This window comes from Massilia sp. TSP1-1-2, assembly GCF_049896185.1.
Taxonomy (GTDB): Bacteria; Pseudomonadota; Gammaproteobacteria; order Burkholderiales; family Burkholderiaceae_D; genus Telluria_A.
Map to the genome: position 1 here is coordinate 11,716 of NZ_JAFCTU010000004.1, position 26,256 is coordinate 37,971.

Annotated in this window: 19 protein-coding genes; 13 read left to right on the forward strand and 6 right to left on the reverse strand. The window is 63.2% G+C overall.

Annotated elements, in window-relative coordinates; translation table 11 throughout:
• The first annotated feature begins 112 nt into the window (after nucleotides 1–112).
• Both ACP7BV_RS04470 and ACP7BV_RS04475 read left to right on the forward strand, forming a co-directional pair.
• Complete coding sequence (locus ACP7BV_RS04470) at nucleotides 113–1,975, forward strand: AI-2E family transporter (protein ID WP_426101934.1); 1,863 nt, start codon at nucleotides 113–115, stop codon at nucleotides 1,973–1,975.
• 33 nt (nucleotides 1,976–2,008) lie between these two features.
• Nucleotides 2,009–2,368, forward strand: coding sequence for a GNAT family N-acetyltransferase (locus ACP7BV_RS04475; protein ID WP_426101936.1), 360 nt, complete (start codon nucleotides 2,009–2,011; stop codon nucleotides 2,366–2,368).
• Between the two features lie 91 nt (nucleotides 2,369–2,459).
• Here ACP7BV_RS04475 and ACP7BV_RS04480 read toward each other — a convergent pair whose 3' ends face one another.
• Nucleotides 2,460–2,672: a DUF7661 family protein gene (locus tag ACP7BV_RS04480; protein WP_426101938.1), complete on the reverse strand. Its 213-nt coding sequence runs from the start codon at nucleotides 2,670–2,672 to the stop codon at nucleotides 2,460–2,462.
• Between the two features lie 256 nt (nucleotides 2,673–2,928).
• Here ACP7BV_RS04480 and ACP7BV_RS04485 point away from each other — a divergent pair, with 256 nt between their 5' ends.
• From ACP7BV_RS04485 to ACP7BV_RS04515, 7 genes are all read left to right on the forward strand, one after another.
• Nucleotides 2,929–4,533: a chitinase gene (locus tag ACP7BV_RS04485; protein WP_426101940.1), complete on the forward strand. Its 1,605-nt coding sequence runs from the start codon at nucleotides 2,929–2,931 to the stop codon at nucleotides 4,531–4,533.
• Between the two features lie 169 nt (nucleotides 4,534–4,702).
• The gene (locus ACP7BV_RS04490) at nucleotides 4,703–4,981 is read left to right on the forward strand and encodes a hypothetical protein (RefSeq protein ID WP_426101942.1); all 279 of its coding nucleotides are present in this window, start codon (nucleotides 4,703–4,705) and stop codon (nucleotides 4,979–4,981) included.
• A 637-nt stretch (nucleotides 4,982–5,618) separates the two neighbouring features.
• Nucleotides 5,619–7,214, forward strand: coding sequence for a DUF2138 family protein (locus tag ACP7BV_RS04495; protein ID WP_426101944.1), 1,596 nt, complete (start codon nucleotides 5,619–5,621; stop codon nucleotides 7,212–7,214).
• 23 nt (nucleotides 7,215–7,237) lie between these two features.
• Nucleotides 7,238–7,876, forward strand: a complete 639-nt coding sequence (locus tag ACP7BV_RS04500; RefSeq protein WP_426102331.1) for a DUF1175 family protein — start codon at nucleotides 7,238–7,240, stop codon at nucleotides 7,874–7,876.
• Between the two features lie 20 nt (nucleotides 7,877–7,896).
• Nucleotides 7,897–12,486: an alpha-2-macroglobulin family protein gene (locus ACP7BV_RS04505; RefSeq protein ID WP_426101946.1), complete on the forward strand. Its 4,590-nt coding sequence runs from the start codon at nucleotides 7,897–7,899 to the stop codon at nucleotides 12,484–12,486.
• A 4-nt stretch (nucleotides 12,487–12,490) separates the two neighbouring features.
• Nucleotides 12,491–14,191: a DUF2300 domain-containing protein gene (locus tag ACP7BV_RS04510; RefSeq protein WP_426101948.1), complete on the forward strand. Its 1,701-nt coding sequence runs from the start codon at nucleotides 12,491–12,493 to the stop codon at nucleotides 14,189–14,191.
• Nucleotides 14,192–14,205: 14 nt separating this feature from the next.
• Nucleotides 14,206–14,958: a YfaP family protein gene (locus ACP7BV_RS04515; protein ID WP_426101950.1), complete on the forward strand. Its 753-nt coding sequence runs from the start codon at nucleotides 14,206–14,208 to the stop codon at nucleotides 14,956–14,958.
• Between the two features lie 18 nt (nucleotides 14,959–14,976).
• Here ACP7BV_RS04515 and ACP7BV_RS04520 read toward each other — a convergent pair whose 3' ends face one another.
• Nucleotides 14,977–16,443 (reverse strand): hypothetical protein, encoded by a 1,467-nt coding sequence (locus tag ACP7BV_RS04520; RefSeq protein ID WP_426101952.1) that lies wholly within the window; start codon nucleotides 16,441–16,443, stop codon nucleotides 14,977–14,979.
• 125 nt (nucleotides 16,444–16,568) lie between these two features.
• Here ACP7BV_RS04520 and ACP7BV_RS04525 point away from each other — a divergent pair, with 125 nt between their 5' ends.
• Nucleotides 16,569–17,420: a PA4780 family RIO1-like protein kinase gene (locus tag ACP7BV_RS04525; RefSeq protein WP_426101954.1), complete on the forward strand. Its 852-nt coding sequence runs from the start codon at nucleotides 16,569–16,571 to the stop codon at nucleotides 17,418–17,420.
• A 7-nt stretch (nucleotides 17,421–17,427) separates the two neighbouring features.
• Here ACP7BV_RS04525 and ACP7BV_RS04530 read toward each other — a convergent pair whose 3' ends face one another.
• The 4 genes from ACP7BV_RS04530 to ACP7BV_RS04545 form a co-directional block, all read right to left on the reverse strand.
• A complete protein-coding gene (locus tag ACP7BV_RS04530; protein ID WP_426101956.1) occupies nucleotides 17,428–17,790 on the reverse strand; it encodes a hypothetical protein in 363 nt (120 codons plus the stop codon).
• A gap of 127 nt (nucleotides 17,791–17,917) precedes the next feature.
• Nucleotides 17,918–18,604, reverse strand: a complete 687-nt coding sequence (locus ACP7BV_RS04535; protein WP_426101958.1) for an SOS response-associated peptidase — start codon at nucleotides 18,602–18,604, stop codon at nucleotides 17,918–17,920.
• 39 nt (nucleotides 18,605–18,643) lie between these two features.
• Entirely contained in the window at nucleotides 18,644–19,999 is a 1,356-nt protein-coding gene (locus ACP7BV_RS04540; protein WP_426101960.1) for an MBL fold metallo-hydrolase, read from the reverse strand.
• 45 nt (nucleotides 20,000–20,044) lie between these two features.
• Complete coding sequence (locus ACP7BV_RS04545) at nucleotides 20,045–20,545, reverse strand: flavin reductase family protein (protein WP_426101962.1); 501 nt, start codon at nucleotides 20,543–20,545, stop codon at nucleotides 20,045–20,047.
• A 242-nt stretch (nucleotides 20,546–20,787) separates the two neighbouring features.
• On the opposite strand from ACP7BV_RS04545, the gene ACP7BV_RS04550 reads away from it, so the two are divergent.
• From ACP7BV_RS04550 to ACP7BV_RS04560, 3 genes are all read left to right on the forward strand, one after another.
• Nucleotides 20,788–22,605: an energy transducer TonB gene (locus ACP7BV_RS04550; RefSeq protein ID WP_426101964.1), complete on the forward strand. Its 1,818-nt coding sequence runs from the start codon at nucleotides 20,788–20,790 to the stop codon at nucleotides 22,603–22,605.
• 202 nt (nucleotides 22,606–22,807) lie between these two features.
• Nucleotides 22,808–23,923, forward strand: a complete 1,116-nt coding sequence (locus tag ACP7BV_RS04555; RefSeq protein WP_426101966.1) for a polysaccharide biosynthesis/export family protein — start codon at nucleotides 22,808–22,810, stop codon at nucleotides 23,921–23,923.
• A gap of 16 nt (nucleotides 23,924–23,939) precedes the next feature.
• Nucleotides 23,940–26,225, forward strand: coding sequence for a polysaccharide biosynthesis tyrosine autokinase (locus tag ACP7BV_RS04560; RefSeq protein ID WP_426101968.1), 2,286 nt, complete (start codon nucleotides 23,940–23,942; stop codon nucleotides 26,223–26,225).
• The last annotated feature ends 31 nt before the right edge of the window (nucleotides 26,226–26,256 follow it).

Below are 26,256 nucleotides of genomic sequence, written 5' to 3' on the forward strand. Positions count from 1 at the left end.
GCCTCGCTGGAAACAGGGTGATACAAGTTTCTGTTGTGGAGTCTGGATCTTCTATATAGTCCACACTTGTATTTCACACAGAAACACCCTGTTAACGTTTTCAAGCCAGCACATGTCCAATCTTTCCTCATTTCCCCGGCTCAGCGCTGCCACTGTCGTTGCCGGCACCTGTATTCTCGCGCTGCTCCATTTCGGCCGCGATTTTCTCGAGCCGCTATCGCTGGCACTGATCCTGAGCCTCGTTATCGCGCCGCTGGTGCGCATGATCAGCAAGACCGGCATGGGGCACTTGCCCGCCACCCTGGTATCGGTGCTGCTTGCCACCATCGGCGTGATCGGCATTAGCGCCATCCTCGCTTCGCAAATGGTGTTCGTCACGGCCGACCTGCCGCAATACCGGGTCGCCATTCAATCAAAGCTGGAAAAAGTGCGGGAATTGACCGAGCGCCCATTTGCCCGGTTCGAGGCCGAACTGCGGGCGGTAACACCGGGCGTTCCCAAAACCGAGCGCGTGCCCAATCGCCCCGGCTTGAAACTGGCTGTCGGCCAGGTCCAGCCTATTCCCGTCGAAATCCACACCCCGCCATTGACCGCGTCCAAGACCTTTAGCCGCTTGCTCTCGCAGGTGCTCGGGCCGATCGGGGAGGCCGGCCTGGTGCTGGTGCTGATGATCTTCATCCTGCTCGAACACGAATCGCTGCGCGACCGCGTGGTGCGCCTGACAGGCAACGCCGATGTGGGCCGCACCATGAAGGCGCTGGCCGATGCGACCGCGGGTGTGTCGCGCTTTTTCTTTTCGCAATTCGTGGTCAACGTCATTTTTGGCTGCGTGGTCGGCGTGCTGCTCTGGGCGGCCGGCGTTCCGCACGCCATCTTGTTCGGCGCCTTGAGCGGCCTGTTGCGCTTTGTGCCGTATCTTGGTGCGCTGGTCGCCGGGGCGGCCATCGCGCTGTTTGTCGCCGCCACCGACACTGGCTGGACGCTGGCAATTTCCTGCGTGACGATTTTCATCGCCCTCGAACTGCTGGTGGCGAACGTGGTCGAACCGAAGGTGTATGGCCACAGTTCAGGCCTGTCAGCCCTCGGGGTAATGGTGTCGGCGCTGTTCTGGGGCGCGTTGTGGGGCCCGGTCGGGTTGCTGCTGTCGACGCCGCTTACGCTGTGCCTGGTCGTTGCCGGGCGCCACGTGCGCGCGCTGGAGCCCATTACCATCCTGTTTTCCGACGCGCCCAGCGTTGACGCTGCCCAGCGGTTTTATCACCGCATTTTGCTGGGCGACTCCGACGCGATCATCCGCGACGCCCATGCCTACTTGCGCAAGTTTAGTTTTGCCAGTTATTGCGACAACGTGCTGCTGCCAGGCTTGGCGCTGGGTGTCGATGAATTCGATTCGGGGAAGATTGAACAAGCGCAGCAGCAAAATATCCGCTTCGCCATTGCCGCCCTGGCCGATACCTTGATTCCGGCGGCGGGCGCTCTCAAAAAGCGTCCGAGGCGCAGGCGCGTGGCCGTGATTGATGCGAATGTCGGCGCCCATTTGCGCCATATGCGGCAATTGCAGCTGGGCAGGTGGCAGGGCTCGCTCGATGTACCGGCCCGGTCCATCGTGCTGTGCATCGGCTTGCCGACCGAGCGTGACGAGTTGCTCAACGAATTGTTCATCCTGGCGCTGCGCGAGGCCGACGTGGATGCGCGCAGCGTATCGGTTGAAGAGCCGCAGATCAGGCCGGACACCGCGCGCACCGATCTGGTGGCCACCGTCTTTGTCGCTTATCCACTGGAGGAAATGCTGGAGCAGTGGCTGGCGGTTGTGGGCCAGTGGCGCATCAGGTTGCCCGATTCGCTGTTCGTGTCGATACGTTTGCTGTCCGAAGGCAAGGACGCGAAGCAGTCGGTGGTGGAAAAGAGCGTCGACATGGTGTTGCGCACGTTCGAAGAAGGGCTGGAGTTTGTCGCGCCCGATCGGCCTGCCTGATTTGCCAATATATTTGAACGGCCGCGCTATTTGATGGCCCGGGGAAGTGCGCTAGGCAGGGCGGTTGTACTGCCGGCCGGCTATGTTGACGCGGTCAGCATCGAGCATGGCGCTCACCTGATGCACGTGGTCGATGCCCATGGCGCGACGGCGGCGACGGGGCGCATTGTGCTGCGTGCCGGCACTGCGGTGTTCGACCGCATCGGAACGCTTGCGCCTTATCGCGGCAAGGGGCTGGCCACGGCATTGATGTGCGCGCTCGACGAACTGGCAGCGCGCGCCGGGGTAACGGAGCGCTTGCTCGTTGCGACCGAGGCGGGGTGCGCTCTGTATCGCACGCTGGGCTGGCACGTCGTGTCAGCCTACTCGACGGCGGTGCTGGCCGCGCCGTAAAGCATCTGGAGCGCGCTGGTCGTCTGACCAGTCACATCTCCTCGCCATCTCCTCGCCATCTCGCGCCAGTGCGATGTATCTGCTCGCGCATTCACGGCAAAACACGTTCAACCCGCTGCCCGATACCGGCAAGCTCATGAAAAATGTCATCCAGATAGGTCACGATTTCCTCTTCTTCCAGATGACTTGGAATGACCACGTCGTTCATCCGGCCCCGCTTGCCCAGCGCGATTCGATAGACCTGCCAGCAGTTGTCCTCGCGCCTTACCTCAACTTGAAACCGGCCGTAAATATTGAATTTCATGTTGTCCGCTTCCTCATATTTCGCATCATATCCTGCAATCACCTTCCAGGCAAAAGTACGTCCGGTATTAGTTAATCCCAATTTTGGTACTTAAAAATATTGAATTGGTGCTATATTGGTATGGCGAGCTTTCTTTCTCGTCATTTTTTTCCCTTGGACAAGAGTGAGAGATGCACGCACCGGTTGACCGTCGTCTGGCTCGACCTGCTGATCCGCGCTCTGCGGGCCTTTCAACACTTTCGCTATGGAGTCACTCTTGAACAGAACCATCATCAACAGTCTCATTGTCGGCCTGCTGGGCGGCTCGCTGGTCGCCTGCGGCGGTAGCACGCCCGGCGCCGCCGCTGCAGCGCCTCAACAAGCCAAAATGCTGGCGAGCACCACCGTGTGCTACGCAGCATGGGTGGCTACTACCGCCTATACAGGCGGACAAAGCGTCAGTTACGCCGGCGTAAATTACACGGCCGCCTACTGGACGCAGGGCGACAACCCATCAACCAACAATGGCGCAACAGGCAGCGGCAAACCGTGGCTGGTGACGAGCACTTGTGGATCGACACCGACGCCGACGCCGACGCCGACGCCGACGCCGACGCCGACGCCAACGCCGACACCGACGCCGACGCCGCCCCCAACGCCAACCCCTACGCCACCGCCAGCGGGATGTGCCTTGTGGGCCGAAGGCAAAACCTATACAGCCGGGCAGGTGGTCAGCTACCTCGGCGTCTCGTACACGGCCCTGGTCACGCACACCGCCCACGTCGGCGCGAATTGGAATCCCAAGGATTCGCCAACGCTGTGGTCTGCGAGCGGGAACTGCACCACGCCAACGCCAACGCCAACGCCAACACCAACGCCAACGCCAACACCAACACCAACACCGACGCCAACGCCAACCCCGACACCAACCCCAACCGGCTTGGCCAAGCACGCCCTGGTAGGCTACTGGCACAACTTCACCAACCCAAGCGGCAACACCTATCCGATCAGCCAGGTAAGTAACGACTGGGACGTCATCGTCGTCTCCTTTGCCGACAACGCGGGCGGCGGCAATGTCAGTTTTACTGTCGATCCAGGCGCCGGCAGCGAAGCCCAATTCATCGCCGACATCAAGGCCAAGAAAGCCCAGGGCAAGAAAATTGTGTTGTCGCTCGGCGGCCAGAACGGTTCCGTCTCTGTCGGCTCCACCGCCGAAGCCACCAACTTCACCAATTCGCTCTACGCCATCATTGTCAAGTACGGGTTCGACGGCATCGACCTCGACCTTGAAAATGGCGTTGCCCAAGGCGCGGCCATCCAGACCTACCTGCCAATCGCCGTCAAGAACCTGAAAGGCAAGGTTGGCGCCGGCTTCTACCTATCCATGGCGCCGGAGTGGGTCTACGTGGAAGGCGGCTTCACCAGCTATGGTTCGATCTGGGGCGCGTACATTCCCATCATCAACGCGCTGCGCGGCGAACTGACGATCCTTCATCCCCAGTACTACAACAACGGCGACATCTACACGCCCTATGCGAGCGGCGCTTTGAAGGCCGGTTCCACCGATCAACTGGTAGCAACAGCGCGCATGTTGATCGAGGGCTTTAGCTACGGCGGCAATACCTTTGCCGGCTTGCGTCCGGACCAGGTAGGCTTTGGCGTGCCGTCCGGACCGAGTTCGGCCAACTCCGGCTTTACCACGGCCGCCAGTGTCAACAACGCGCTCACGTGCCTGACGCGCCTGCTCAATTGCGGCACCATCAAGCCGCTGAAAGCCTATCCGGATTTCCGCGGCGTGATGACCTGGTCGATCAATTGGGACAAGCACGACGGCTACAATTTTTCCGTGCCAGTGAAGACGACCTTGAAATCACTTCCCTGAGCAATCCAAAAACAGCCCGGGATCTCTGCCGGGCTTTTTATAGACAGGCAAAGTGGCCGGGCCGGCATTGGTGTGGCGCGCACTTTGGCTTACACTATCGTCACCGTTGCCACCATGGCCAGACATCCTGTCGCATTGTGAGAGCAATGGCTTGCACGAAGGGGGTAAGATGAAAAAAGTAATCTTGTTTTCCGCAGCAATCCTGATCGCCGCCAGTGGTTCGGCCTTTGCCGACCATCACCTCAAGGGTGAGGGCGGGATGAAAATGATGGACGCCAATAGCGACGGCATGATCTCCAAGGATGAATTCATGAAGCACCACGAAATGATGTGGGACAAAATGAAGAAGAACAGTGCCGGAAGCGTAGACATGAAGGACATGGAAGCGATGCACAAAGAAATGACTGCAAAGCACAAAGACATGATGAAAGACGATAAAAAGAAATAAGCGCTGGCAGCCGGGCACTGATCGACGCTGCAGGTGCCCGGCTGCTTTATTTTTCCCTTGCAGTAGCACTGGCAAGCCGTGCTCACGCGACCTGGCTGTCGAGCGACTTGATTGCGTTCCCGCCGGCTCGTCATTCCCATCCTTCAGTTCCATCAACTCACTTTCCTGCATGTACTTGACGACGGCCACGCCGCCTGTCTTGCGGCACCTGTGCATGGCGGAATGCATCCGCCGTATGAGAGTCACGGCCCGTAGGGCGGATGCAATCCGCCATGAGAGTTGCGGCAACTGTGCATGGCGGATTGGCATCCGCCCTACGAGTCACGGCCTGTAGGGCGGATGCAATCCGCCATGAAAGTTGCAGCACCTATGCATGGCGGATTGGCATCCGCCCTACGAGAGTTGATTTGAACGAGCTAAAGTGAACCTTGCTCATATACGTGGTGAGCTTGGCCGGTGCGAAGGCAAATCCGACGGTTCATTTGGCTTGCCTGATGGGCTGAGTAATATTGTCAAATATTAAATCATTTCTGTGGTGAATAGGTCGCAAAATGAAAAGTTGCAGAAATAAAATCTTAGCAAATATATACATTGGGCTATCATGTCAGAAACTTGCAACGGGTAGCCACCAAAGACAATGAACAAGAAAAAGCTGGGAATTATCGCCGCCGGCGGCGTCGTCTGTGTCACCGCGATCGCAGCCTACGCCGTCTTCGGCTGGAAGGGCATGGGCAAGGTCAGCGGCCTGCACCTGGACCTGTCCAGCCCCGACGCCATGATCGTCACCAAGAGCTTGTCGTCGCTGCCCAAGGACCTGCTGACCATTCCGCTCGCGCGCGACGTGCTGCGCGAAGATTTTTTGTTCTACTACGAGCAAAATGAAGACCGACTCGGCATCAGCGGCGCGCTGCGCCGCATCGCCTACGAACATGAACTGCTGTGGGGCGACCAGCTGATCCGCATGGTGCTCGACGAACCGGCCGACGTGGCCCTGTGGCGCGACGCCGACGGCTCGCTCAAGCACTTCGCCATTGCAGTCTCGCGCAGCAGCTTTACCCGCCTGCTCGAAGAAAGCGGCAAGATCGCGCTCAAGGACAGCCAGATGACGGTGGCCGGCAGCCTCAAGGTCGACGGCGACAAGGTGCCGGTCTACGCGCTCGCCTACGGCGCCAACCGCACGCTGCTGTTTGCCGCGCACGGCAAGCGCCTGGTGATCCTGTCGCACCCGGGCATGCTGTACAGCGGCGCCGACGGCAAGGACGCCGACAGCAAGGCCGTCGACGTCGTCGCCAACATGCTCGAAGAAGACCCCAAGAAAAACCAGGCCTTGCGCCAGCAGTTCCACCTCGACGGCCAGGCACCTAGCGGGCACAGCGTCGCCGTCAAGGCCGATTTTTTATCCTTCGGCTACCAGCCGTTTTTTGGCGCGCTGGCGGCGCTGCGCTTCGACTTCAGCAAAGGCCACTGGAGCACGCAGGCCCTGGTCGACGCGGCGCGCCTGCAAAGCGGCGGCTATGACAACAAGGCGCTGTGGCCGATGCTGCCGCATAACCCGGCCGCCTGCTTTGCGCTGCCGGCCGACTGGGCCGCGATGGCGCCGGTCTTCAAGCGCGTGGGCGACAAAGCCAACGCCGATCTGTCCAAACTGGGCGAGCAGCTGAGCGGCCCGGCCGCCGTCTGCTGGTACGGCAGCTCGCGCCTGTACACGCCGCTGATCGTGGCCACCCGCAAGCCGGGCGCCTCCGGCGACGAGCTGCTCGGTGCGCTCTACACGGCAGCGGTGGGCAACGTGGCCGCCGGCGCCGTCAGCAAGCGCGCGGGCAAGAGCGGCGAAACACTGTGGCAGCGCGCCGTGACCACCCCCATCGGCGAGCAAACGCCGACACTCGCCATCAAGGGCCAGACGGTGCTGTTTTCGCCGGACGCCGCACTGGTGGAGCTGGCGCTGGCCGTGGGCCGCAAACAGTCGCCGGCCATTGCCGACCGGCTCGACGACGCCAGCCGTACCGTCGGCCTGATTGCGCCATCGTCGCTGTCGGACCTGATCCGCAAGGAGACCTTCGACGCGCTGCCGACCAGCCGCGAACCGGTACTGCGCGCCGCCGCCGACGTGCACCTGGTGCCGCGCCTGGACGCATTGAAAAAATATCCGCCCTACCGCCTGGTGCTCAAGTCGCTGCCGAAAAGCGGCGCCGCGTGGCAGAGCGTCGAGTGGCAAGCGCTGGACCGGTGACCGGATTGACGCACCGTCGCCGCATGCTGCTGGCGCTGGCCGCTTGCGCCGCGCTGCCGCATGCACGCGCGCTGACCGGCGCGCCCGATGCCAGCGTGCGCCTGGACCAGGCGCAAACGCGCGCCTTCCAGGCCTGGATGCTGCGCATCGTCAGCGCCCAGGTCGAGCGGGGCCCGTCGCCGCGCTGGCAGCACCGCGACTGCGCCGGCCTGGTGCGCTTTGCAGTGAACGAAGCGCTCACCGTGCACGACGCCAGATGGCTGCGCGCAAACGGCATCGGCACGGACCGCCAGCTGCCGCCCGAACTGGAACTCACGCCGCTGCAGGCAACACTGCGCAACCGCTGGGTGCAGACCGGCGGCGCGGTCGGCAATTACGTCTCGGCGCTGGCGCTGGTGCACCACAACAGCCGCTTCATCGCGCGCGAACTGACGCAGGCGCAGCCGGGCGACCTGCTGTTTTTCGATCAGGGCGACGAACAACACTTGATGGTGTGGATGGGGTCGCGCATCGCGTACCACACCGGCACCGTGACATCCATCGACAACGGACTGCGCTCCGTGGGCGTTCAACAACTTAAAACCTGGAAGGACACGCGGTGGCAACCAGCGGTCGACAATCCCAACTTCGCCGGCATATTCCGGCTCGCGTTTTTATCATGAACTTGATCATGAACCCTCGTATGAACCGTATCTTCTCAAGCGTCCTGCTGCTGGCCGCACTGGTGGCGGCCATGCCGCCGGCGCACGCGCAACCGGCCCAACAGCCGCCGCCGGCGGCTGAAAAGGCATTCGCGCCCGAGCCGGCGCGCGAGCCAGACGCCAGCAATTACACGCCGTTCAAGGGCGAGCCGTTCTTCCTACTCTCGGACGCGGCCTATGGCAGCGCCGACGTGGCGCGCGTGCGCCTTGAAGTGCCAGGCCGCGACAATGCGCGCGCCGGCCTTGCCAGCTACGGCGGCGTCGACATCATGGTCTACCGCGTGCCGCAGCCGCTTGAATTTTTGAAAAAGCAGCGCAACCTGCACCGCGTCGACGTCACTGCCAACTACCAGGGCGAAGGCTTGATGAATGCCCTCTCCATGCTGTGGGACAGCTGGTGGAAAAAATCGCGTCTGGCATGGCGCCGGCTGTTTACGGCCGAAGCGCGCCTGGCCGTCACCGATGCGCAACCCGCGCTGGCGACCAATGAAGCGATCCGCCGTCCTACCGTTTTCAAGAACCAGCGCCAGTTCAAGCCGCTCAAGGGTTTTGAGCTGGTCGAGCAGTTCCGCTATCCGCTGTGGCAGGCCGAACCGATCAAGGCGCCGAAAGAAGTCAAGCTGGAAGGCTCGAGCAGCGAATGGACCGTGGCCGGCGCCGGCAATTTGATGATACCGGTCGGCAAACGCGCACCGGGCCTGTACCTGGTGGAAGCGATCATCGGCGAACACCGCGCCACCACGCTGGTTTTCGTGTCCGACACCATGGCCGTGACCAAGGTCTCGTCGCAGCAAATGCTGGTGTGGACCGCGCGCCGCGACAACGGCGCCGTGGTGCCGGGCGTGGACGTGTCGTGGACCGACGGCAGCGGCGTGTTGCAGTCGGGCCGCACGGCCGCCAACGGCGTCGCCAGCCTTGAGCGCGGCAGTCCCGAACACACCTACGTGATGGGCGAAGACAGCAAGGGCGGCGTGTTCGTGTCCGAGAATTTTTATTACGACAGCGAAATCTATAACACCAAGATCTACGCGGTGACCGACCGTCCGCTGTATCGGCCTGACGACGTCGTCAACGTCAAGTTCATCGCGCGTGAATTTACCAGCGCGCGCGTGTCGCAAAGCGCTGCGGCGTCCCCCCTGGTGCTGACCGTGTTCGACCCGAACGGCACGCCTTTGCTGACGCAAACGCTGCAACTGAACGCTGACACCGGCGCCGAGGCGCGCTTCAAGCTGCCCGCCATTGCCACCGCTGGCGGTTATGAGCTGCGCTTTACCTACCGCGAAACGCCATACGGCGCCGCCTTCCGGGTGGCCGAATATGTCAAGCCGCACTTTGAAATGAACATCGTACCGGCCAAGACCGACTTCAAGACGGGTGAAAAGGTCAAGGGACGCATCGAACTGCGCTACCCGGACGGCAAGCCGGTGGCCAACGCCAGCGTGGCGCTGACGCTGCGCGCGCAGCAAAACAGCATGGTCGAAGGTGAACTGTTTTATTCCGGCGCCTTCCCAGTCGAGATGAAGAGCGAAGAGCTCGACACCGACGGCAGCGGCAATGTGGACTTTACGCTGCCCGAGGCGAAGGAGCCGTCGCGCTACATTCTGACGGCGCTCGCCTCCGACGGCGCGGCCTTTCGCGTCAAGGGCACCAAGGAACTGCTGATCGAGCGCTCGGCCAGCCAGTATCGCCTGAGCACGCAGACGCGCTTTTCAACGCCCGGGCAGACCGTGCGCTTTAGCGTGACGCCGGAAGGCGTTCCTGGGCCAAAACCCGTGAAGTGGGAGATGATTCTTCTTGAGAAAAAGACAAAGACAGAAGGTTCTTTCGACGGCAGCAAAGCCACCTGGGACCTGCCCTTTGCCGCGCCCGGGTCATACCAGATCAGCCTGCGCGACGCCAACGGCACCATGGTTGCCTCCACCAGCCACTGGGTGGCGGGCGAGGGCTTGAAAGGCACGCCGGGCAGCATCGAGATCGTGCTTGACCGCGAACGCTATCGCGCCGGCGAAACGGCCGAAGCCTTGATCACGTTCTCGGACCCGGTGGACCAGGCTTTGCTCACGCTCGAGCGCGACAAGGTGGAGCAGGTGGGCCTGCTGGGCGGCGGCGCCGACTGGATCGTGCCCAAGCGCGTGGCGCCCAACCAGTGGCGCGTAAAAATCCCGGTCAAGGACGAGTACGGGCCGAACATCACGTTCTCGGTGGCGTACACGCGCCAGGGCGACTTCGTGTTCCAGAACGCGGGCTTGCAGATCATCGAACCGCGCATCGCGCTTACCTTCAAGACCGACAAGGAAGTCTACCAGCCGGGCGAAAAGGTCACGCTCGACGTCACCGCGCAGCTTGACGGCAAACCCGTCTCGACTCTGGTTGCGCTGGGCGTGGTGGACGAAATGATTTACGTGCTGCAGCCGGAGATTGCGCCGGACATCGGCGACTTTTTCTACCACCCGCGCCGCAACAACGTGCGCACCACGGCCAGCCTGTCGTTCATCAGCTACGACCTGGCTGCCGGGCGCACCGCCGGCGCACCGGCGCGCCACAACTACAATGAACGCGGCGTAAAAGTGCTTGAGCGCCCGCGGCGCGACAATATCGACACGGCCTTGTGGGCGCCAAGCCTGAAGACCGACGCCTCCGGCCGCGTGCAGGTCAGCTTCAAGATGCCCGATTCGCTCACGCGCTGGCGCATCACGGGGCGCGCGATGGATGCGCAGGGCCGCGTGGGCCAGCGCACCGGGTACGTGCGCTCCGAGAAGAACTTCTACGCCAAGTGGACCGCACCAACCTGGCTGCGCGCCGGCGACACGCCGCAAGCTGCCATCGCGCTGTTCAACCAGACCGCAGGCGAGCAAGACCTGGAAGTGACCTTGAGTGGCGGCGGCGTCGTGGAAACCCAGAAGACCCACGCCAGGCGCGGCGTCAATTACATCAACTTTGCATTGACGCGCGGCGGCGGACCGATGCACCTCGAAGTCAAGCGGGGCGCCGTCGTGGTCGACATGCTCGACACCCAGATCGAGTTTTTGCCGCAAGGCTGGAACAGTCCGCGCTCGCTGGAACTGCCCTTGAACGGCGCCGTCGCCGCGCTGGCCTTGCCGGCCGACGCGCGCAATATCCGCGTCGCCTTCGCGCAGGGCGGGGCCAATCACTTTGCCCGCATCGCAGACGACCTGATCGACTATCCGTATGGCGGCGTGGAGCAAACCGCCAGCCGCCTGATACCGCTGGCGCTGGCGCTGCAAAGCGTGGGCCTTGACGCCGATCCGATGCGCGACCGCCTGCAAAACGCGCTGCAGTCCGAACGCCTTCGCCTGGTATCGATGGCCGGTCCCGCCGCCGTCTTTGGCTGGTGGGGCAATGCCGCCGAAGGCAATGCCTTGATGACTGCCTACGCTTATTACGGCGACTGGTATGCGGCGCGCGCACTGGGCATTGTACTGCCGGCCGAGCACTGGCAAAACCTGCTGACCGTGTATACCAAGAATGGCATCAAGGAGCCCTTGCTGCACCGCGCACTGACGCTGTGGATGGCGCAGGAGATGGGTTTGCCGGTCAAGACGCTCGCTTCCGGCCTGGCCGACGAACTGGCAAAGATGAATTTGGCCGGCAAGAGCGCGCCGCTGGCGCCGACCAGCAGCATGCTGATGGCGCCGCAAGACGCCAACGCCAACGCGCTCACGCTGGTGCTGCTGTCGGTGGTCTCCAGCAAGGCCGAGCAGCCGCTTGCGCCCGAGCTGCAAGGCGCCGTGGCCGCCGCCGTAGCGACGCTGCAGGCCCATCCCGCGCCCATGCCGCAGGCGCTGCTGATGCTGGCCGGGCAGGCGCCCGTCACGTCAGCGGACGCCATCCTGGGCGCCGTGCGGTCCGACATGCCGACGATCGATCGCGCCATGACGCTGGTCTGGATCCAGAAAAAGCTTGCCTCGCCGCGCACCGCACGGTCGCTGGCGCTCAAACCGTCCGGTACCTGGCTTGAAAACACCAGCATGTTCGGCCAGCAGTTATGGCAGTGGCGGGGCGCCGCAGGCGGGCCAAAGCAGCTGCAACTGGCCGAAGCCGCACCAGCGGGTGCGGTGGCGACAGTGCGCTATGAAAGCAGCGTGACCGAAGTGCACGCGCTGCCGGTGCAGGTGGCGCGCCGCCTGCTGCTGCTCACGCAGGAGCCGGACGGCTACAAGGGCACGCTGGTCAAGGACGGCGACGCGCTGCGCACCGATGCGCTGTATCTGGACGAAATCACACTCACGCCGAGCGCGAAAGCCAGCTACTTCTTCGGCATGCTCGACGTGCCACTGCCGCCTGGCGCGTCGGTGGAAGCGGGCACCTGGGGCATCAAGCTGCTGGGCGAGAAAGAGTCGCTGGAACGCGCCAGCCATGCCGAACGGCGCGACGGCTATTCGGTGCCGGTGGACTCCCTGAGCGAGCCGCAGCGCGTGCGCCACCTGGTGCGCTTTTCGCAAAAGGGCAAGTACGTACTGCCGCCGGCGCGTTTTTACCGCATGTACCAGCCCGACAAAAAAGCGCTGGAAAACGAAGGCAAGACCGTGCGCAGCATGCGCGTGGAGTAAAGCGATGCGCGCTTCGCTTTTGCTGGCGCTGGCCTGGTTCGCCTGTGCCCACGCCCCCGCCGCGTGCGCGGACACGCTCGACTTGGCGTGGTGGCAGGCGGGCGCGCTGACGGCGCGGCGCATCAACGAAGACGGCAGCAGCCGCGCGCAAGCCTTTGACGGCGCCCGCCTGGTGCCGCTGGGGAGCCTGTGGAAGCTGTTCGTGTACGTGCACGCGGTGGAGCGCAAACTGCCCACGCCGGACTACACATGCACCGGCAAAGCGCCGCATGAAGAAGTGTATTGCTGCGACAAGGGCGGCAGCATCGCGCGCGACGCGGCGCTGGCGCAGTCGTGCGGCTTGTTCTTCGCGCCCGCGCGCCTGATGCTGGCGCGCCGTCCGTGGCGCGACTACTGGACCGAGCGGCTGGGCCACGCCCCGAGCGGCGAAACCGACTGGCTGGCCGACCCGGCGCGCCTGACGCCCGAGCGCCTGGTGACGCTGCGCAGCCTGCTGCAAGCGCTGGCCAGCGTGCCGGCGGCCGGCCGGGTCGAGGCGCAAGCCGCGCTGCTGCGCGTGGTGCTGGGTGCGCGCGGCGTGAGCACGGTTGGCTGGTTCGGCGCGCGCTTGCGGGTCAAGACATTTTCATGGCACGAGGCCAAGCGACCGACCGAGCGCTTTGGGGGCGCGGCCGGCTGGCTGGCCGACGGCACGCCGGTGTGGTTTGGCGGTGCGGGAACCAGCAACAGCGTCTTGCAGAAGTGGGCGCCGCGCCTGGCGGCGGTGCTGCCGGCGTCGGCGCCGGCGCGTGATGCCGGTTGCGTGCTGGTCGACTATTTTGCGCGCTATCCGCTCAAGCGCGTGGAAGCGGGCGGCGTGGCAGCTGTACCGGGTTCGCTCAACGGGCGTTACGTGGTGCAGTTTGAAAATGGCCGCAGCCTGGCGCTGTTTAGCCAGGGCGAGCTGGCGCTGGGGCGCGACGCGCACGGACGCGCCCAGGTCAGCGGCCGCTTTGGCGTGAACGAATACGTGGCGCGCGTGATTGACCGCGAAGGCAGCGCCGCCGAGCCGCAGGCGGCGCGGGCGCTGGCCGTTGCCATTCGCACCTACCTGCAGCAAAACGCGACGTGGAAGGATGGCTGCCAGCGCATTGCCGACAGCAGCGCCACGCAGCGGGTCAGTCCCAATCCGGCCACGGCCGCGGCGCGCGCGGTGGCGCAGTGGACCGATCAGCTGGTGCTGGCCGGCGTCAACGTGCGCTACCACTCGACGACGCCGGGCAAGGATACTATGGCGTGGTCAGCCGCGCTGGAGCAGGCGCGCCAGGGACGCCGCTTCGACGAGATTTTGGCCGCCGCCTATCCGCGCGCCGAACTTGGCACGCTGGGCGGCGTGGGTGCGCTGCAGTGCACGCGCCTGGCCGGCGCCGAAGCGTGGCTGGCGCGCGAGGTGCCGCGCTGGGAGCGCGCATTGCGCCGCGAAGCGGGGTATGAAACGCCGCCGCAGCTGCCCGCAGTGTGCCAGCTGGCGGCCGGGATGCCGTTCTCGGAGCAGTCGCGCAACCGGATTTTCGTGCGCGGCTTGGTGACCCGGGAAGACCGCATCACGCTGGCGCACGAATTTTTACACCTGGGCCTGCGCAACCATCCGCGCGGGCAGGACGAAACACTGGTCGAACAGCTGGCGCGCCGGCTGGTCGATGTGAACCTGGACTCGCGTCGCTGACGCCGAAAGCAATCATGAAAATACTGTTGATCCCCGCCCTGCTGCTGTCCCAATCGGCGCTGGCCCAGACCAGGATCGAGGCGCCGGTGAACGGCTGGCGCAACTCGGCCGGCCAGCAGGAGCAGTACACGCAGCGCGTGAACTATCCCGCCGCGTCGGTCAATATGCAGGACGGCCAGAGCGCAAGCGCCCAGATTCGCGGCCGCATTGCAGGAGCGGCCAAGGGCAAGCCCGGTCTGCTGATCGTGAACGGCGTGCCGATGCCGATCGAGCTCGATGAGAAGGGCCGCTACGAGCGGCCGTACGCATTCGGGCGCAATTCGAACAGCGTCGAAGTGCGCTCGCCCGACGGGCAGTCGCGCGCGCGCGGCCAGTTCATCGAGTCGTATGCGGGCAAGACGCAGGCGCGCTTGCGCGTGGTGCTGTCGTGGGACAGTCCCGGCACCGACATTGACCTGCACGTGATCGCGCCCGATGGCCAGCACGCCTGGTACGGCCAGCGCGTGATGAACAATGGCGGCGCGCTCGACGTGGACGTGACGACCGGCTATGGGCCGGAGATTTTTTCCAGTCCGGCGCCGGCCAAGGGGATGTATCACGTGTATGTGAATTATTTCGGCAGCGGCGAGACCAAGGAGCTGGTGACGATCGCGCAGGTGACGATCATCGCCAACGAGAATACGTCCAATGAACGCCAGCAGATGTTCAGGGTGCCGCTGCGGGCGGCGGGGGAGCTGACGCTGGTGAAGTCGTTCATGTATCCGTGAGAGGCAGGGCCTGGGAGGCTATTCCGTCGCGGCCCGCTGCCCCAGCCATGCATTGAGCGTGTCCTGCCCGTCCTGGTCGATATGCGCCAGCATGGACGCATACCACGCGTTAGCCTGCGCGCCACTCATGGCCGCATCCACCACCGGCGCGCTCTGGTCCAGGAACGATTCGAAGAACGGCACGCCGCGCAGCGTCAGGAAGGTTGCGTCGGTGCTGTGGGCCGCTTCATACACTTGCTTCACCCATTCCATGTAGGGCAGCGCCGCGGTCATAAAGCCTGCTTGTTTCAGTGCGCTGATGAAGTTGGTATGCAGGAGGATGGAACTCACGTCACCCGTCTCTTCATTGACCGCTTTGGCCGTTGCAAACCATCGCTCGCCTTGTGCCAGCGCGCCCGCCATGACTGTGCTCGTTGCTACCTGCAAGGCGTTGTGCGCACTGCGCTCGGTGGCGAACACCGCTTCAAAATAGGCGGCGGCCTGCGGCCACTTGGCAAGCTGCGAGCAGCTGATCGCGCACAGGCGGTTGGCGTCGGTACGCAGCGCAATATCGGCAGCGCCCGTGAAACCGCTTGCCCCTGCCAGCGCCTTTTCAAACTGGCCGGCTTGCATGGCGGCCAGTGCTGCTTCCAGTTCAACCGGGGTCGGCGCTTCCTGAACGTTGTCCACTTCGACGGCGCCGGCAATTCGGGCCTGCTGCGCGCTCGCCGGGGAAATGCGCACATGCGTCACCATTTCCTTCCAGGTGTTGTTTGGCTTGCCATCGACAAATTTCACTTTTTCTTTGCGGATCGTGAGCCATGCATCCTTGCCGCCTGGCGCCAAATAGATGCCCAGGCTGGTGTAGTGCGCCGTCCCGGTCGAATACGGCGGCAGTAACTCCAGAAAGCGATCCGGATCGGCTTCCAGCGCACGGATAAACTGCGCCGTGTCGGCGTCGGCAATCGGGCCAAAGCGGCCCGCTGGTTTTTCTTCCTTGACCCACGTCTTGCTGGTTTCGCAGAACGGCTCGCGCGCCGCACTGCGGGCCATAAAGGCCGGCAAGATGACGAACATGGCAAATTCGGCGATGGCGCCGGCGAGGTTGGCGCCCGTCCAGCGCTGCGGCGCGCTCGCGACGGCGAACAAGGCTGCCGGGTTGCCCAGGTAATCCATGGCGCTTTGCCATGCATCTTTTCCGACCGGCGCGGACAGTGCGGCCCAGAACGCCCAGTGGCAGTACCATGCAAACATGGTCAGCAATAAGGCCAGGCAAAACATCAGCACGGGATTGCGCACGTCCGCTTGTTTGCAGCGGAACACGCCGGAGCCGATCATAATCACGGTAAATATTAGCGGCGCAAAAAACCGGATGATCGCGTGAAAATGCAGCGCGCCATACGCGTACAGCCATGCGAACAGCACGGCCACCAGCGACGTCACGACAAGGCGCGGCAAGAGCGTGGGCGAAAAACGGCCGGAAGGGCGGTAGTAAAGTGAGGTCATGGGATAGCTGCTGCGCTCGGTTGGAATGGTGTCTATATTAACATTTATACAATGAACTCGATTGCCAATCGGGTGCTTTTCTCATACACTTCGGCTCGTGCTATTCATCAACTGAGTTCCCCCCATTGAAAACCCCTAAACGAATTGTCCCGCTGGTCGAAGAAGGCTTGATCGATGAGGTCATGCGTCAACTGATGAGCGGCAAGGAAGCGACCGTCTATGTCGTGCGCTGCGGCGACGATATCCGCTGCGCCAAGGTCTACAAGGAAGCGGACAAGCGCAGCTTTCACCAGGCGGTCGCTTACCAGGAAGGGCGGCGCGTGAAGAACAGCCGCCAGGCGCGGGCGATGGAGAAGGGCACCAAATACGGACGCAAGATGGCCGAGGAGGTGTGGCAAAACGCGGAAGTCGAAGCCTTGTACCGGCTGGCGGCGGCGGGCGTGCGCGTGCCGACGCCTTTCGTCTGCTTTGAGGGTGTGCTACTGATGGAACTGGTGACCGGGGCCGACGGCAATGCCGCGCCGCGCCTGAACGACGTCGAATTGACGCGCGAACTGGCGCTGGCGTATCACAAAGCCTTGCTGCGCCAGGTGGTGCTGATGCTGTGCGCCGGAGTCATCCACGGTGACTTGTCCGAATACAATATTTTGGTGGATGCGGAAGGGCCGGTCATCATCGACTTGCCGCAGGCTATCGATGCGGCCGGCAGCAGCGTTGCCGCGTCGATGCTGGATCGCGATGTAACGAATCTGGCAACGTTCTTCTCGGCCACGGTGCCGGAACTGGCAGCCAGCCAGTACGGCAAGGAGATATGGCATTTGTACGAGGCGGGTTTGCTGACGCCCGAGACGCCCTTGACGGGCATCGTCGCGCTGCCCGATGTGCCGGCCGATGTGGGCGCCGTGATGCGCGAAATTGCGCTCGCGCGCGAGGAAGAAGCCGAGCGCGTCACCTACCAGATGACGGTCGACAGTTAATTAATCTTCAGGCGGCGCGTGCGCCTGGCGAGCCGCAGCCGACCTTGACGCTGATGCGCTGGCCAGCGCGCGACAGCGAACCGTTGTAGTGACTTGCCCAGCCGATATGGTCGACCTGGCCGGCGAGCATATGGCGGGCGCGCTTGACCGAACCCATCACGCCGGTAATGCCGGAGGGCCGGACAGCGCCGACGCCATTCTGGCCGCGTGGCGACTCGGGGGCGATTTCCCGGCACTGCCCGGCATCTGCACCGGCGTTGCCGGCATCCACGTGCGCGCCGCTCGGCTGCTGGGTGCCAGGATTGCTGCCCGCGATACCGTCAACCGGTTGATTGTTTTCTGCGCCAATCGATTGCTCATGGTTTGACATGGTGGACCTCTTTGAATAAGAGCATCCATAGTAGGCCAGAGGAAACATCGGCGGAATAGGCGCAGGAGAGGGCGCGTTGTAGGACAACACGCCATGCAGCAGCTTTGCTCGCCGTTGGTTTGGCCCCTTATGCAGCCTTCAGATCCAGCGACGGTTGCGCATCTTTCACCTTGCCGCGCGGCGGCATCGGGTCGGCCACGGCAATCAGCCGCTCTGCGGGATAAGGCGCGTAGACCGCCGGGTCATTCACCAGCGCCCCTTCCAGCCAGCCCTGGTACTGATCAGGTTCCAACAGCACGAGCATGCGCTTCTCGTCACCCGGCTTGTGAAACTGGCTCATCAAGGAATGGCCGTCCGCGTTGATCGTCAGCATCGAAAACGATAGCACCGGCAAGTCGCCCGGCCCGTTGGCCTTCCACTCCCAGATCCCGGCAATGCTCAGCGGCCGCGCGTCGGCGTGGGCGATGCGCCAGCGTACCGGCTTGCCCGATTCATAATTAGGTTCGTAAAAATTTTCAGCAGGAACAATGCAAAATTGATTGCGCTTCCATGCGTTGCGAAACGATGGCTTGGTGGCCACCGTTTCGGTGCGCGCATTGTAGGTCTGGCGCGACAGCTTCATCTCGGCCCAGTGCGGCACCATGCCGAACACGGCCGGGATGCATTCCATGCTGCCTGCCACCTCGCGCGACTCGCGCAGGACAGGCGCGAGATAGCCGGGAAACGATTCGGCGGGATGGTCGAAAATGCCGCGATCGAGCCCGTAATGGTGGCTGAACGCTTCGCGTTTGCTGGGGGTATAGTTTGCGCACATGGCGCCAATTTTACCGGTTTTTGGGCACTGCACGACCATTCAAGCACTGGCGCGCAGGCGGCCAAGGACGTTGCCGGCCAAATGACCGGCCGTGGCGAAAGGGTGGCGCATGCCGTAGCCTTGGCGGCCCAGGTTTTGCGGCATGAAAAAGCGGCCGAAACGCTGCAGTGCATCCGGACTGGCAGTGCGGAAGCGGCCGTTGATGAAGGTGGTGCTGAAACCGTATTCATTGCTGAACAGGAAGACCGCGCTTGGCGAACTCATGGAGATATCGAACGAGGTGCCGATTGGCACCTGCTGATAGCCGTTGATGTAGGAAAAGCGGGCGGTGAGGGCGATGTCGGGAATGTACATGGTGAGCGGCTTGATCAGGCCGAGTTTTTCCAGCAGCCATGGCAAGCCGGGCAGGTTGGCGCATACGGCAGCGTGGTGCCTGGCAAAGGCGCCGGCGACGTCGGCCACGCTGGCCTGCGGCTCGGCCGGGAGTACTTCGCGCGGGGCGTCGCCCAAGCTTTCCCAATGGTCGACGGCGGCCTGGCTCATGCGCACGGTGCTGGCCGGGGTTGCGCTGTCGAGGTCGAGCACGTCGCGCGGCTTCATGAAGCGCACGGTCTCGGTTGAGGCCGACAGGCTCGACCATTGGCGGATGGTGTAGGCCGAATTTTGATAGTCGTTCAGGTAACTGTTTTCGATGCTGGAAAAGGCGACGAAGGAGGCAAAAGGGATTGTCAGCGCCGGCTTAAAGCACGCCATTTGCAAGCTGATGCGCGTGCGCCGGTCGGCTGCGGCGCGCCGTCGCAGGCCCGGCTCGAATGGGTTGCCGACCCAGTTGGCGTAACCGAACTGGGTAAACAGAAAGTCGATTTGCGGCGCCAGCGGCGCGATGGCGCTCTTGACGGCGCGGCAGGCGCCAGCGCTGGCGAGCGCGCAATCGTTCACGTTGAGCACGGTGCGTCCGCCCGAACGGATCAGGCAAAACGAGTTGCCGTCGGAGTAGGGAAAGACCGTGATGTCCATGCTGGCGTCAAGTTTCATGACAGCGCCGGGTGCGCATTCGATGGCGTCAAAACCATTTTTTTTGAGAAAGGCGAGTACGCGCTTGTCCTTGGTGCTTTGATACAGGATGGTGGCCTTGCCGGCGTAGTCTTGCTTGAGCTTTTTGAGAAAGGAGACGGAAAAGTGATCCGGATGTTCGTTTGAGAACCAGATATAAGTGTTCAGCTTGCGCGTGTTCAGGTCGCGCACCAGGGCGGCGTTCGAGGTGGCATTGTCGAGCAGGGTCCAGCCATGGTGGAATACCGCGCCCTCCAGCCATGGATCGACCAGCAGCAAGGTGCTGTCGTTGGCGATGTGAAAACATGCGTGGTTGAGGAAAGTTAGCGCATTGGTGGGCATGATCGCATCCGTTCGTAGAGGTGGGCAGATGGCGTGGTTCGAATCTCAGAGGGCGATGAAGCGGCCGCGGTGAAAGCCGAGCGTGCGTTGCGGATGGGAGTGGCAGGATTCGACCTCGCCGACAAAAATGACGTGCTCGGCTTCGGTGTAGCGGCTGCGGTGGCGGCATTCGAACCACGCCACGCAGCCGGGCAAGATGGGCAGGCCGCGGCGCGACAGCGCGAACGGCAGCGCCCCGAAAAGGCCAGGGTCGGCAAGAGCAAAGCGTTGCGCCAGATCGATCTGGTCGCCGGCGAGTACGTTGACGACGTAACCGTCGCCGGCGGCAATGCCGGCCATGCTGCCGGCCGCGTGCGCCAGGCTCCACAGCACCAGCGGCGGCTCGAACGAGACGGCATTGAAGGAATTGCTGGTGACCCCGATCGGCTCGCCGTCGGCCTGACGGGCGGTGATGACGGTAACGCCGGTGGCGAACTGGGACAGGGCCTGGCGAAATTGCTTGGTGGCGAACTCGGGAGCCGAGCCGCACGCCGTGGGAGCGGACATGGGAAGCCTGCATGCATGGGTGGAGTTCAATCCATACTAAAGGCGGCCCGTTTGCTGGTCTTGATTCAAAACAATCGCCCCGGCGCGTTTGCCATCGCGCGGCGCGCACTTTTTCATTGCTGTATTCACATCAACGATAAAGTCAACCGTACGCTATCTTTTCGCTTAGAATTCACAAGCTTACCCTCAACTCATAAGGCAGCAATGGTGACACCGGCAGGCCAGCGCAAGGAGACGGCCGCATGACATTGGGCGCGTCGCCGCCGGACGCGGCCGACCGCGCCGACCGCCGCCTTTTGGGCGGCTTGCTGGCGTCGCTGCTGTTGCACGCAATTGTGCTGCTACTGCAGTTCGGCGTGCCGGGCATGGGGATGTCGGGCGCGACGGCGCCACCTTCATCTTTAACAGTGCGTATTGCCGCAACCGAGCCCGTGCCCGCTCCCATGCCGCCCGAACCGTCGCCGCCCGCGCTACCCGATTCCCCGCCAGCGCCGCCAGCGTCGCCAGCCGCGACCGCGCCGGTGGCAGGCATGCGGCTGGTTGATCCGGTGCCGGCCGCCGAGCCGCTGCCAGCACCACCGGCACCACCGGCCAAGGCCAGGCCCAAGGTCAGGAAAGATGCGCCGCGTCGCGCGCGCCGCATCAGCCCGCCGTTGCCGGCGCACGATATGCTGCAGGCAGCGACCAAGGTCATTGCGCAGGACGCGACCTTGAATGAATTTACGGTCCCGCTCGTACGGCCTGAGGAAGCAGAGCAAAAAACCGTCGATATCAAAGATGCGCAACTGGGCGACGACGATGGCGACGCCCAAAGCGCCGCCGACCTGAAAGCCGAGGCCGCGCAGGCGGGACGCACCAAGGCGGAAGAAGATGCGAAAGCGGCCAGGCTGGCCGAGGAGCTAGCACGGGTGGCGGCGGCGGAGTCGGCCGCGCAGGCGGCGCAACTGGAGAAGCGCCAGGCGGCCATGGAGCAGGATGCCCGCAAGTTGCTTGAGGCGCAGCAACTGGCGCAGCAGCAAAGCGAGCAGAAGGAGCAACAGCTCAAGCAGGAGCAACAGAAGGCCGCGCAGCAGAAGAGCGAGCAGCAGAGAGCCGAACAGCAGAGAGCCGAACTGCAGAGAGCCGAGCAGTTACGCGTTGAACAGCAAAAACTGGAACAGCAGCGCGTCGAGCAACAACAGAACGAACTGCTGCGTGTGGAGCGGCAGAAAACGGAGCAACTGCGTGCAGAGCAGCAAAAGCTTGAACAGCAACGGGTCGAACAGCAGAAAGCGGAACAGTTGCATGCGGAGCAGCAGAAGATAGAACAGCAGAAGATCGAACAGCAGAAGATCGAACAGCAAAAAATTGCTCAGCAAAAGATCGAACAGCAAAAGCTCGCACAGCAACAGCTCGAACAGCAAAAGAACGCACAGCAACAGCTCGAACAACAACGTGCCGAACAGCAGAAACGGGAACAACAACGCGGCGAGCGCGAACGCGCCGAGCGGCAGGCTGCGCAGTCGGCAGGGCGCGACCGCGACGCGTTGCAGCCTGGCAGCGCCGGCACCGGCGGCCGCAATGCCGGACTCGGCGGTTCAGGCGCGACCGGTCAGATTCCCCGCAACATGCTGGGCAGCGACCTGGCTAATCGCGCGCGCGACCTGGTCAAGGGCATCGACGTGCTGAGCGGCGATCCTCCCGGGCCGCGGTCGCGCGATGGACGGCGCGTTGCGGTCGGCGCCAATGAACGCGATTTGCCACTGCGCATGTACGTGGAAAGCTGGCGCCAGAAAATCGAGCGCAATGCTTCCGTGAACGTTTCGCGCAACTGGGTTGACGAGGAAAAGAAAGATCCCCTGGTCAGCGTTGCCGTTCGCAGCGACGGCTCGGTGGAAGAGGTGACGATTATCACTTCGAGCGGACGCGCCGACATGGACGAGGCAGTGCGCCGCATTGTGCGCGTCAACGCGCGCTACTCGCCGTTCCCGCCGGCCATCGCGCAAAAATACGATGTGATCGACATTCGCCGCGTGTGGCGCTTCGACGAAGCGCTCAAGCTGATGGAAGAAGTGCGCTAGCGGGCAATCGTCCGCAGCACCGAGCTTGACTAAACGCAAAGAGCACAGCTATGCCTGAGCTCGCTACAACCCTCCCTTGCTTGCCATCGCCATGCCGGTAATAGCGGTCCCGTTCGGCACGTTCCCCATTTGATATGCGGCAAAGCCGAGCCGGTGGGCGTCCCTTACTCTGGATCAGACAGTGTTTAGATTGGCAACCATCATGAAAACTTTTTCGCGTCATCTATGTACACAGGGCGCCGCCCTGGCCTTGTGCGCCGTTCTTGCCGGTCTGGCCGGGTGCGCCAGCCATGTCGTGGGCGGCAGGTCCGGGGTGTCCGAGAATGTCGGCGGCCCGGCCACGGAGCAAATTACCGAGGAGCTGATCAAGGCCGACCAGCTACAGCGCGAAAAGCGCATCAACCAGAACATCAAGCACCTGATGGTGGGCGATCCGCCGCCCTACACCATCGACCGCGGCGACGTGTTGTCGATCGTGGTGTGGGACCACCCCGAACTGGCCGGGCAGGGCGCCGCCGCCGGCGCCAACATGGCCGACACCTCCACCCCGTCGGCGCCGGCGCCCGGCTTTGTAGTAGACCACGAAGGGCGCGTGCAGTTCCCGTTCGCTGGCGTGCTCACGCTGGCCGGGCTGACCGAGGAGCAGGCGCGCAGCCTGCTGACCAAGCGCCTGGCCAAGTACATCGCCGAGCCCAACGTCACGCTGCGGGTGCAGGCTTACCGCAGCAAGCGCGTCTACCTCGACGGCGAAGTCAAGAGTGCCGGGCTGCAAGCCATCAACGACATTCCCATGACGCTGATGGAAGCGCTCAACCGCGCCGGCGGCATGCTGCCCACGGCCGACCAGAGCCGCATTGCGCTCGACCGCGGCGACGTGCGCTACATGATCGACCTGCGCGCGCTGGTGGCCAAGGGCATCAATCCGGGCAACATTTTGCTGGCCCACGGCGACGTGGTGCGGGTTCATTCGCGCGAGGAAAGCAAGGTGTTCGTCTCGGGCGAAGTGGTCACCCCCAAGGCGCTCACGATGCACAACGGGCGCCTGACGCTCAATGAAGCGCTGGGCGAATCGGGCGGCATCAGTCCGATAACGGGCGACGCGCGCCAGGTGTATGTGGTGCGCAAGGGCATCGACGGCACCCACGTGTACCAGCTCGACGCGCGCCGCAGCGGGGCGCTGGCCATGGCCGAAGCGTTCGAGCTGCATCCCAAGGACCTGGTCTACGTGGCCGCCTCGCCACTGGCCAACTGGCAACGCAATCTCTCAATGATTTTTCCCGGCGCCCTGTCGCAGGCAATCGGCGTTTCGCGTCCCTGAAACCCAAGGAACTGACATGAACCACCCTGGCGAACCGCACCAACTGTCGAACATCCAGCACAATGTGCCGATGCTGCAAATGCCGCTGGCGGGACACCAGCAAGATGTCGAGCGTGACGGGCATGATATCGACCTCAAGGGCTACTTCAATATCCTGTACGACAGCCGCTGGCTGATCGGCACCGTCACGCTGCTGCTCACCGCCATGGCGATCGTGTATGCGCTCATCGCCAGTCCCGTGTACGAAGCGAACCTGATGATCCACGTTGAAGAGGAAAGCCCGAACGCGTCGAAAAACATTTTGTCCGAAGTGTCGTCGCTGTTCGAGACCAAAAAGGCGGCGATCGCCGAGATGGAACTGCTGCGCTCGCGCATGGTCATTTCGCATGCGGTCGACAACTTGCAGCTATTCGTCGACGTGCGTCCGCGCTATTTTCCCGTGGTGGGCTTTTGGTTTGCCAACCGTAACGCCACCGAGTTGTCCGAACCCGGCATTTTTGGCTATGGCGGTTACGTGTGGGGACCGGAACGGGCAGACGTGTCGGTGTTCGACATTCCCGAGGCATGGCTGAACCGCGAATTTACCATCACCGCGCGCGGCGACGGGCGCTATTTGCTGGGCGGCGCGGGGCTGCCAGTGATCTACGAGGGCATTGTCGGCACCACGCTCAAGGCCGCCGCGCGCGGGGGCAACATTGAATTGCGCATCGACCGGCTCGACGCGCGCAGCGGCGCCCAGTTCACGCTCAAGCGCAGCTCGCGCCTGGGCACCATCGAACGGATCCAGACGGCGATGGTCATCACCGAGCAGGGCAAGCAGTCGGGCATCATCGAAGTGCGGCTGCAAGGCGACGATGCGCAGCGCATCAACAGCCTGCTGAGCGAAATCGGGCGTGAATACATGCGCCAGAACCTGGCCCGCAAGACCGAGGAAGCGGAAAAGTCGCTCGCTTTCCTCAATGAACAGCTGCCGGCGCTCAAACGCCAGCTCGAGCAATCGGAAGAGAAATACAATAACTTTCGCAACAGCCACGGCACCATCGACATGCGCGAGGAAGCCCGCATGAGCCTGCAACAAGCGGCGTCGGCGCAAACCCGGCGCTTCGACCTGAACCAGAAAAAGACCGAGCTGCTGACGCGCTTTACCGAAGACCATCCCATCGTCATTGGCCTGGACCGCCAGCGGCGCGAAGTGGACGCCGAAATTGACAGCGTGGCCAAGCGCATCAAGACGCTGCCCGTGCTCGAGCAGGACGAGGCGCGCCTGGTGCGCGAAATCAAGGTCAATACCGACTTGTATACGGCACTGTCAAATACCGCGCAACAACTGCGCCTCATTTCCGTGGGACGCGTGAGCAATGTGCGCTTGATCGACGCGCCCATGGCGCCCGAACAAGCGCTGAAACCGAATCGCCCGCTCATTGTCGTGCTGGCGGCGGTGACGGGCATGTTCCTGGGCACGCTGATCGCGTTTTCCCGCAAGGCTTTGAGCGGCGGCATTGACGATCCGCAACGCATCGAACGCTTGCTGGGCGCGCGCGTCGTGTACGCCAGCATTCCGCACAGCAGCAACCAGGACCGCTTGCTGCGCAAGGCGCGCAATACCCCGGGCTACCTGCCGCTGCTGGCGCAAGCCTTTCCCGAGGATATCGCCATCGAAAGCTTGCGCAGCTTCCGCGCGGCGCTGATGTTCGCCATGCCGCACCTGAAAAACAATATCGTGATGTTCGCCGGGCCCGGGCGCGATATGGGCAAGTCGTTCTTGTCGGCCAATTTTGCCGCCGTGCTGGCCGCCAGCGGCAAGCGCGTGCTATTGATCGACGCCGACTTGCGCAACGGCCACTTGCACCGCTATTTTGGCGTCAGCCGCGAACAGGGCTTGACCAAGGGTATCTCCGGTTCCATGCCACTCGAACACATCATCCATCGGCGCGTGCTGGAAAACCTGGACTTCATTCCCACCGGAGCACTGCCGCCGAACCGCGCCGAGTTCCTGCAACATCTCAATTTTGCCAATTTGCTCGACGCCGTGAGCGACCAGTACGACGTGGTGGTGATCGATCCGCCGCCTATCCTGGCCGTGTCCGACGTCTTGATCATTGGTGCGCACGTGGGCGCGGTGTTTATTTTGGCGCGCGCGGGCGTGACGACCGAAGGCGAGATCACCGAATCGGTCAAGCGCCTGAACCACGCCGGCATTTCTCCGCAAGGCGTGGTGTTCAACGACACGCCGCTGCGGCTGGGGGGCTACACCTACCATTTCCAGTACGGCCACGTGCCGCAACTGGGCCACGAAGATTGAGCACGCAAACCGCGCAATCTGGATGGCAACA

Coding starts and splice junctions, on each gene's coding strand:
- ACP7BV_RS04545 (WP_426101962.1), bottom strand. CDS start 20,545: ATGTCCGCTCCCACGGCGTGCGGCTCGGCTCCCGAGTTCGCCACCAAG.
- ACP7BV_RS04560 (WP_426101968.1), top strand. CDS start 23,940: ATGAACCACCCTGGCGAACCGCACCAACTGTCGAACATCCAGCACAAT.
- ACP7BV_RS04500 (WP_426102331.1), top strand. CDS start 7,238: ATGCTGCTGGCGCTGGCCGCTTGCGCCGCGCTGCCGCATGCACGCGCG.
- ACP7BV_RS04540 (WP_426101960.1), bottom strand. CDS start 19,999: ATGCCCACCAATGCGCTAACTTTCCTCAACCACGCATGTTTTCACATC.
- ACP7BV_RS04530 (WP_426101956.1), bottom strand. CDS start 17,790: ATGTCAAACCATGAGCAATCGATTGGCGCAGAAAACAATCAACCGGTT.
- ACP7BV_RS04490 (WP_426101942.1), top strand. CDS start 4,703: ATGAAAAAAGTAATCTTGTTTTCCGCAGCAATCCTGATCGCCGCCAGT.
- ACP7BV_RS04535 (WP_426101958.1), bottom strand. CDS start 18,604: ATGTGCGCAAACTATACCCCCAGCAAACGCGAAGCGTTCAGCCACCAT.
- ACP7BV_RS04495 (WP_426101944.1), top strand. CDS start 5,619: ATGAACAAGAAAAAGCTGGGAATTATCGCCGCCGGCGGCGTCGTCTGT.
- ACP7BV_RS04515 (WP_426101950.1), top strand. CDS start 14,206: ATGAAAATACTGTTGATCCCCGCCCTGCTGCTGTCCCAATCGGCGCTG.
- ACP7BV_RS04480 (WP_426101938.1), bottom strand. CDS start 2,672: ATGAAATTCAATATTTACGGCCGGTTTCAAGTTGAGGTAAGGCGCGAG.
- ACP7BV_RS04520 (WP_426101952.1), bottom strand. CDS start 16,443: ATGACCTCACTTTACTACCGCCCTTCCGGCCGTTTTTCGCCCACGCTC.
- ACP7BV_RS04555 (WP_426101966.1), top strand. CDS start 22,808: ATGAAAACTTTTTCGCGTCATCTATGTACACAGGGCGCCGCCCTGGCC.
- ACP7BV_RS04470 (WP_426101934.1), top strand. CDS start 113: ATGTCCAATCTTTCCTCATTTCCCCGGCTCAGCGCTGCCACTGTCGTT.
- ACP7BV_RS04505 (WP_426101946.1), top strand. CDS start 7,897: ATGAACCGTATCTTCTCAAGCGTCCTGCTGCTGGCCGCACTGGTGGCG.
- ACP7BV_RS04550 (WP_426101964.1), top strand. CDS start 20,788: ATGACATTGGGCGCGTCGCCGCCGGACGCGGCCGACCGCGCCGACCGC.
- ACP7BV_RS04475 (WP_426101936.1), top strand. CDS start 2,009: ATGGCCCGGGGAAGTGCGCTAGGCAGGGCGGTTGTACTGCCGGCCGGC.
- ACP7BV_RS04510 (WP_426101948.1), top strand. CDS start 12,491: ATGCGCGCTTCGCTTTTGCTGGCGCTGGCCTGGTTCGCCTGTGCCCAC.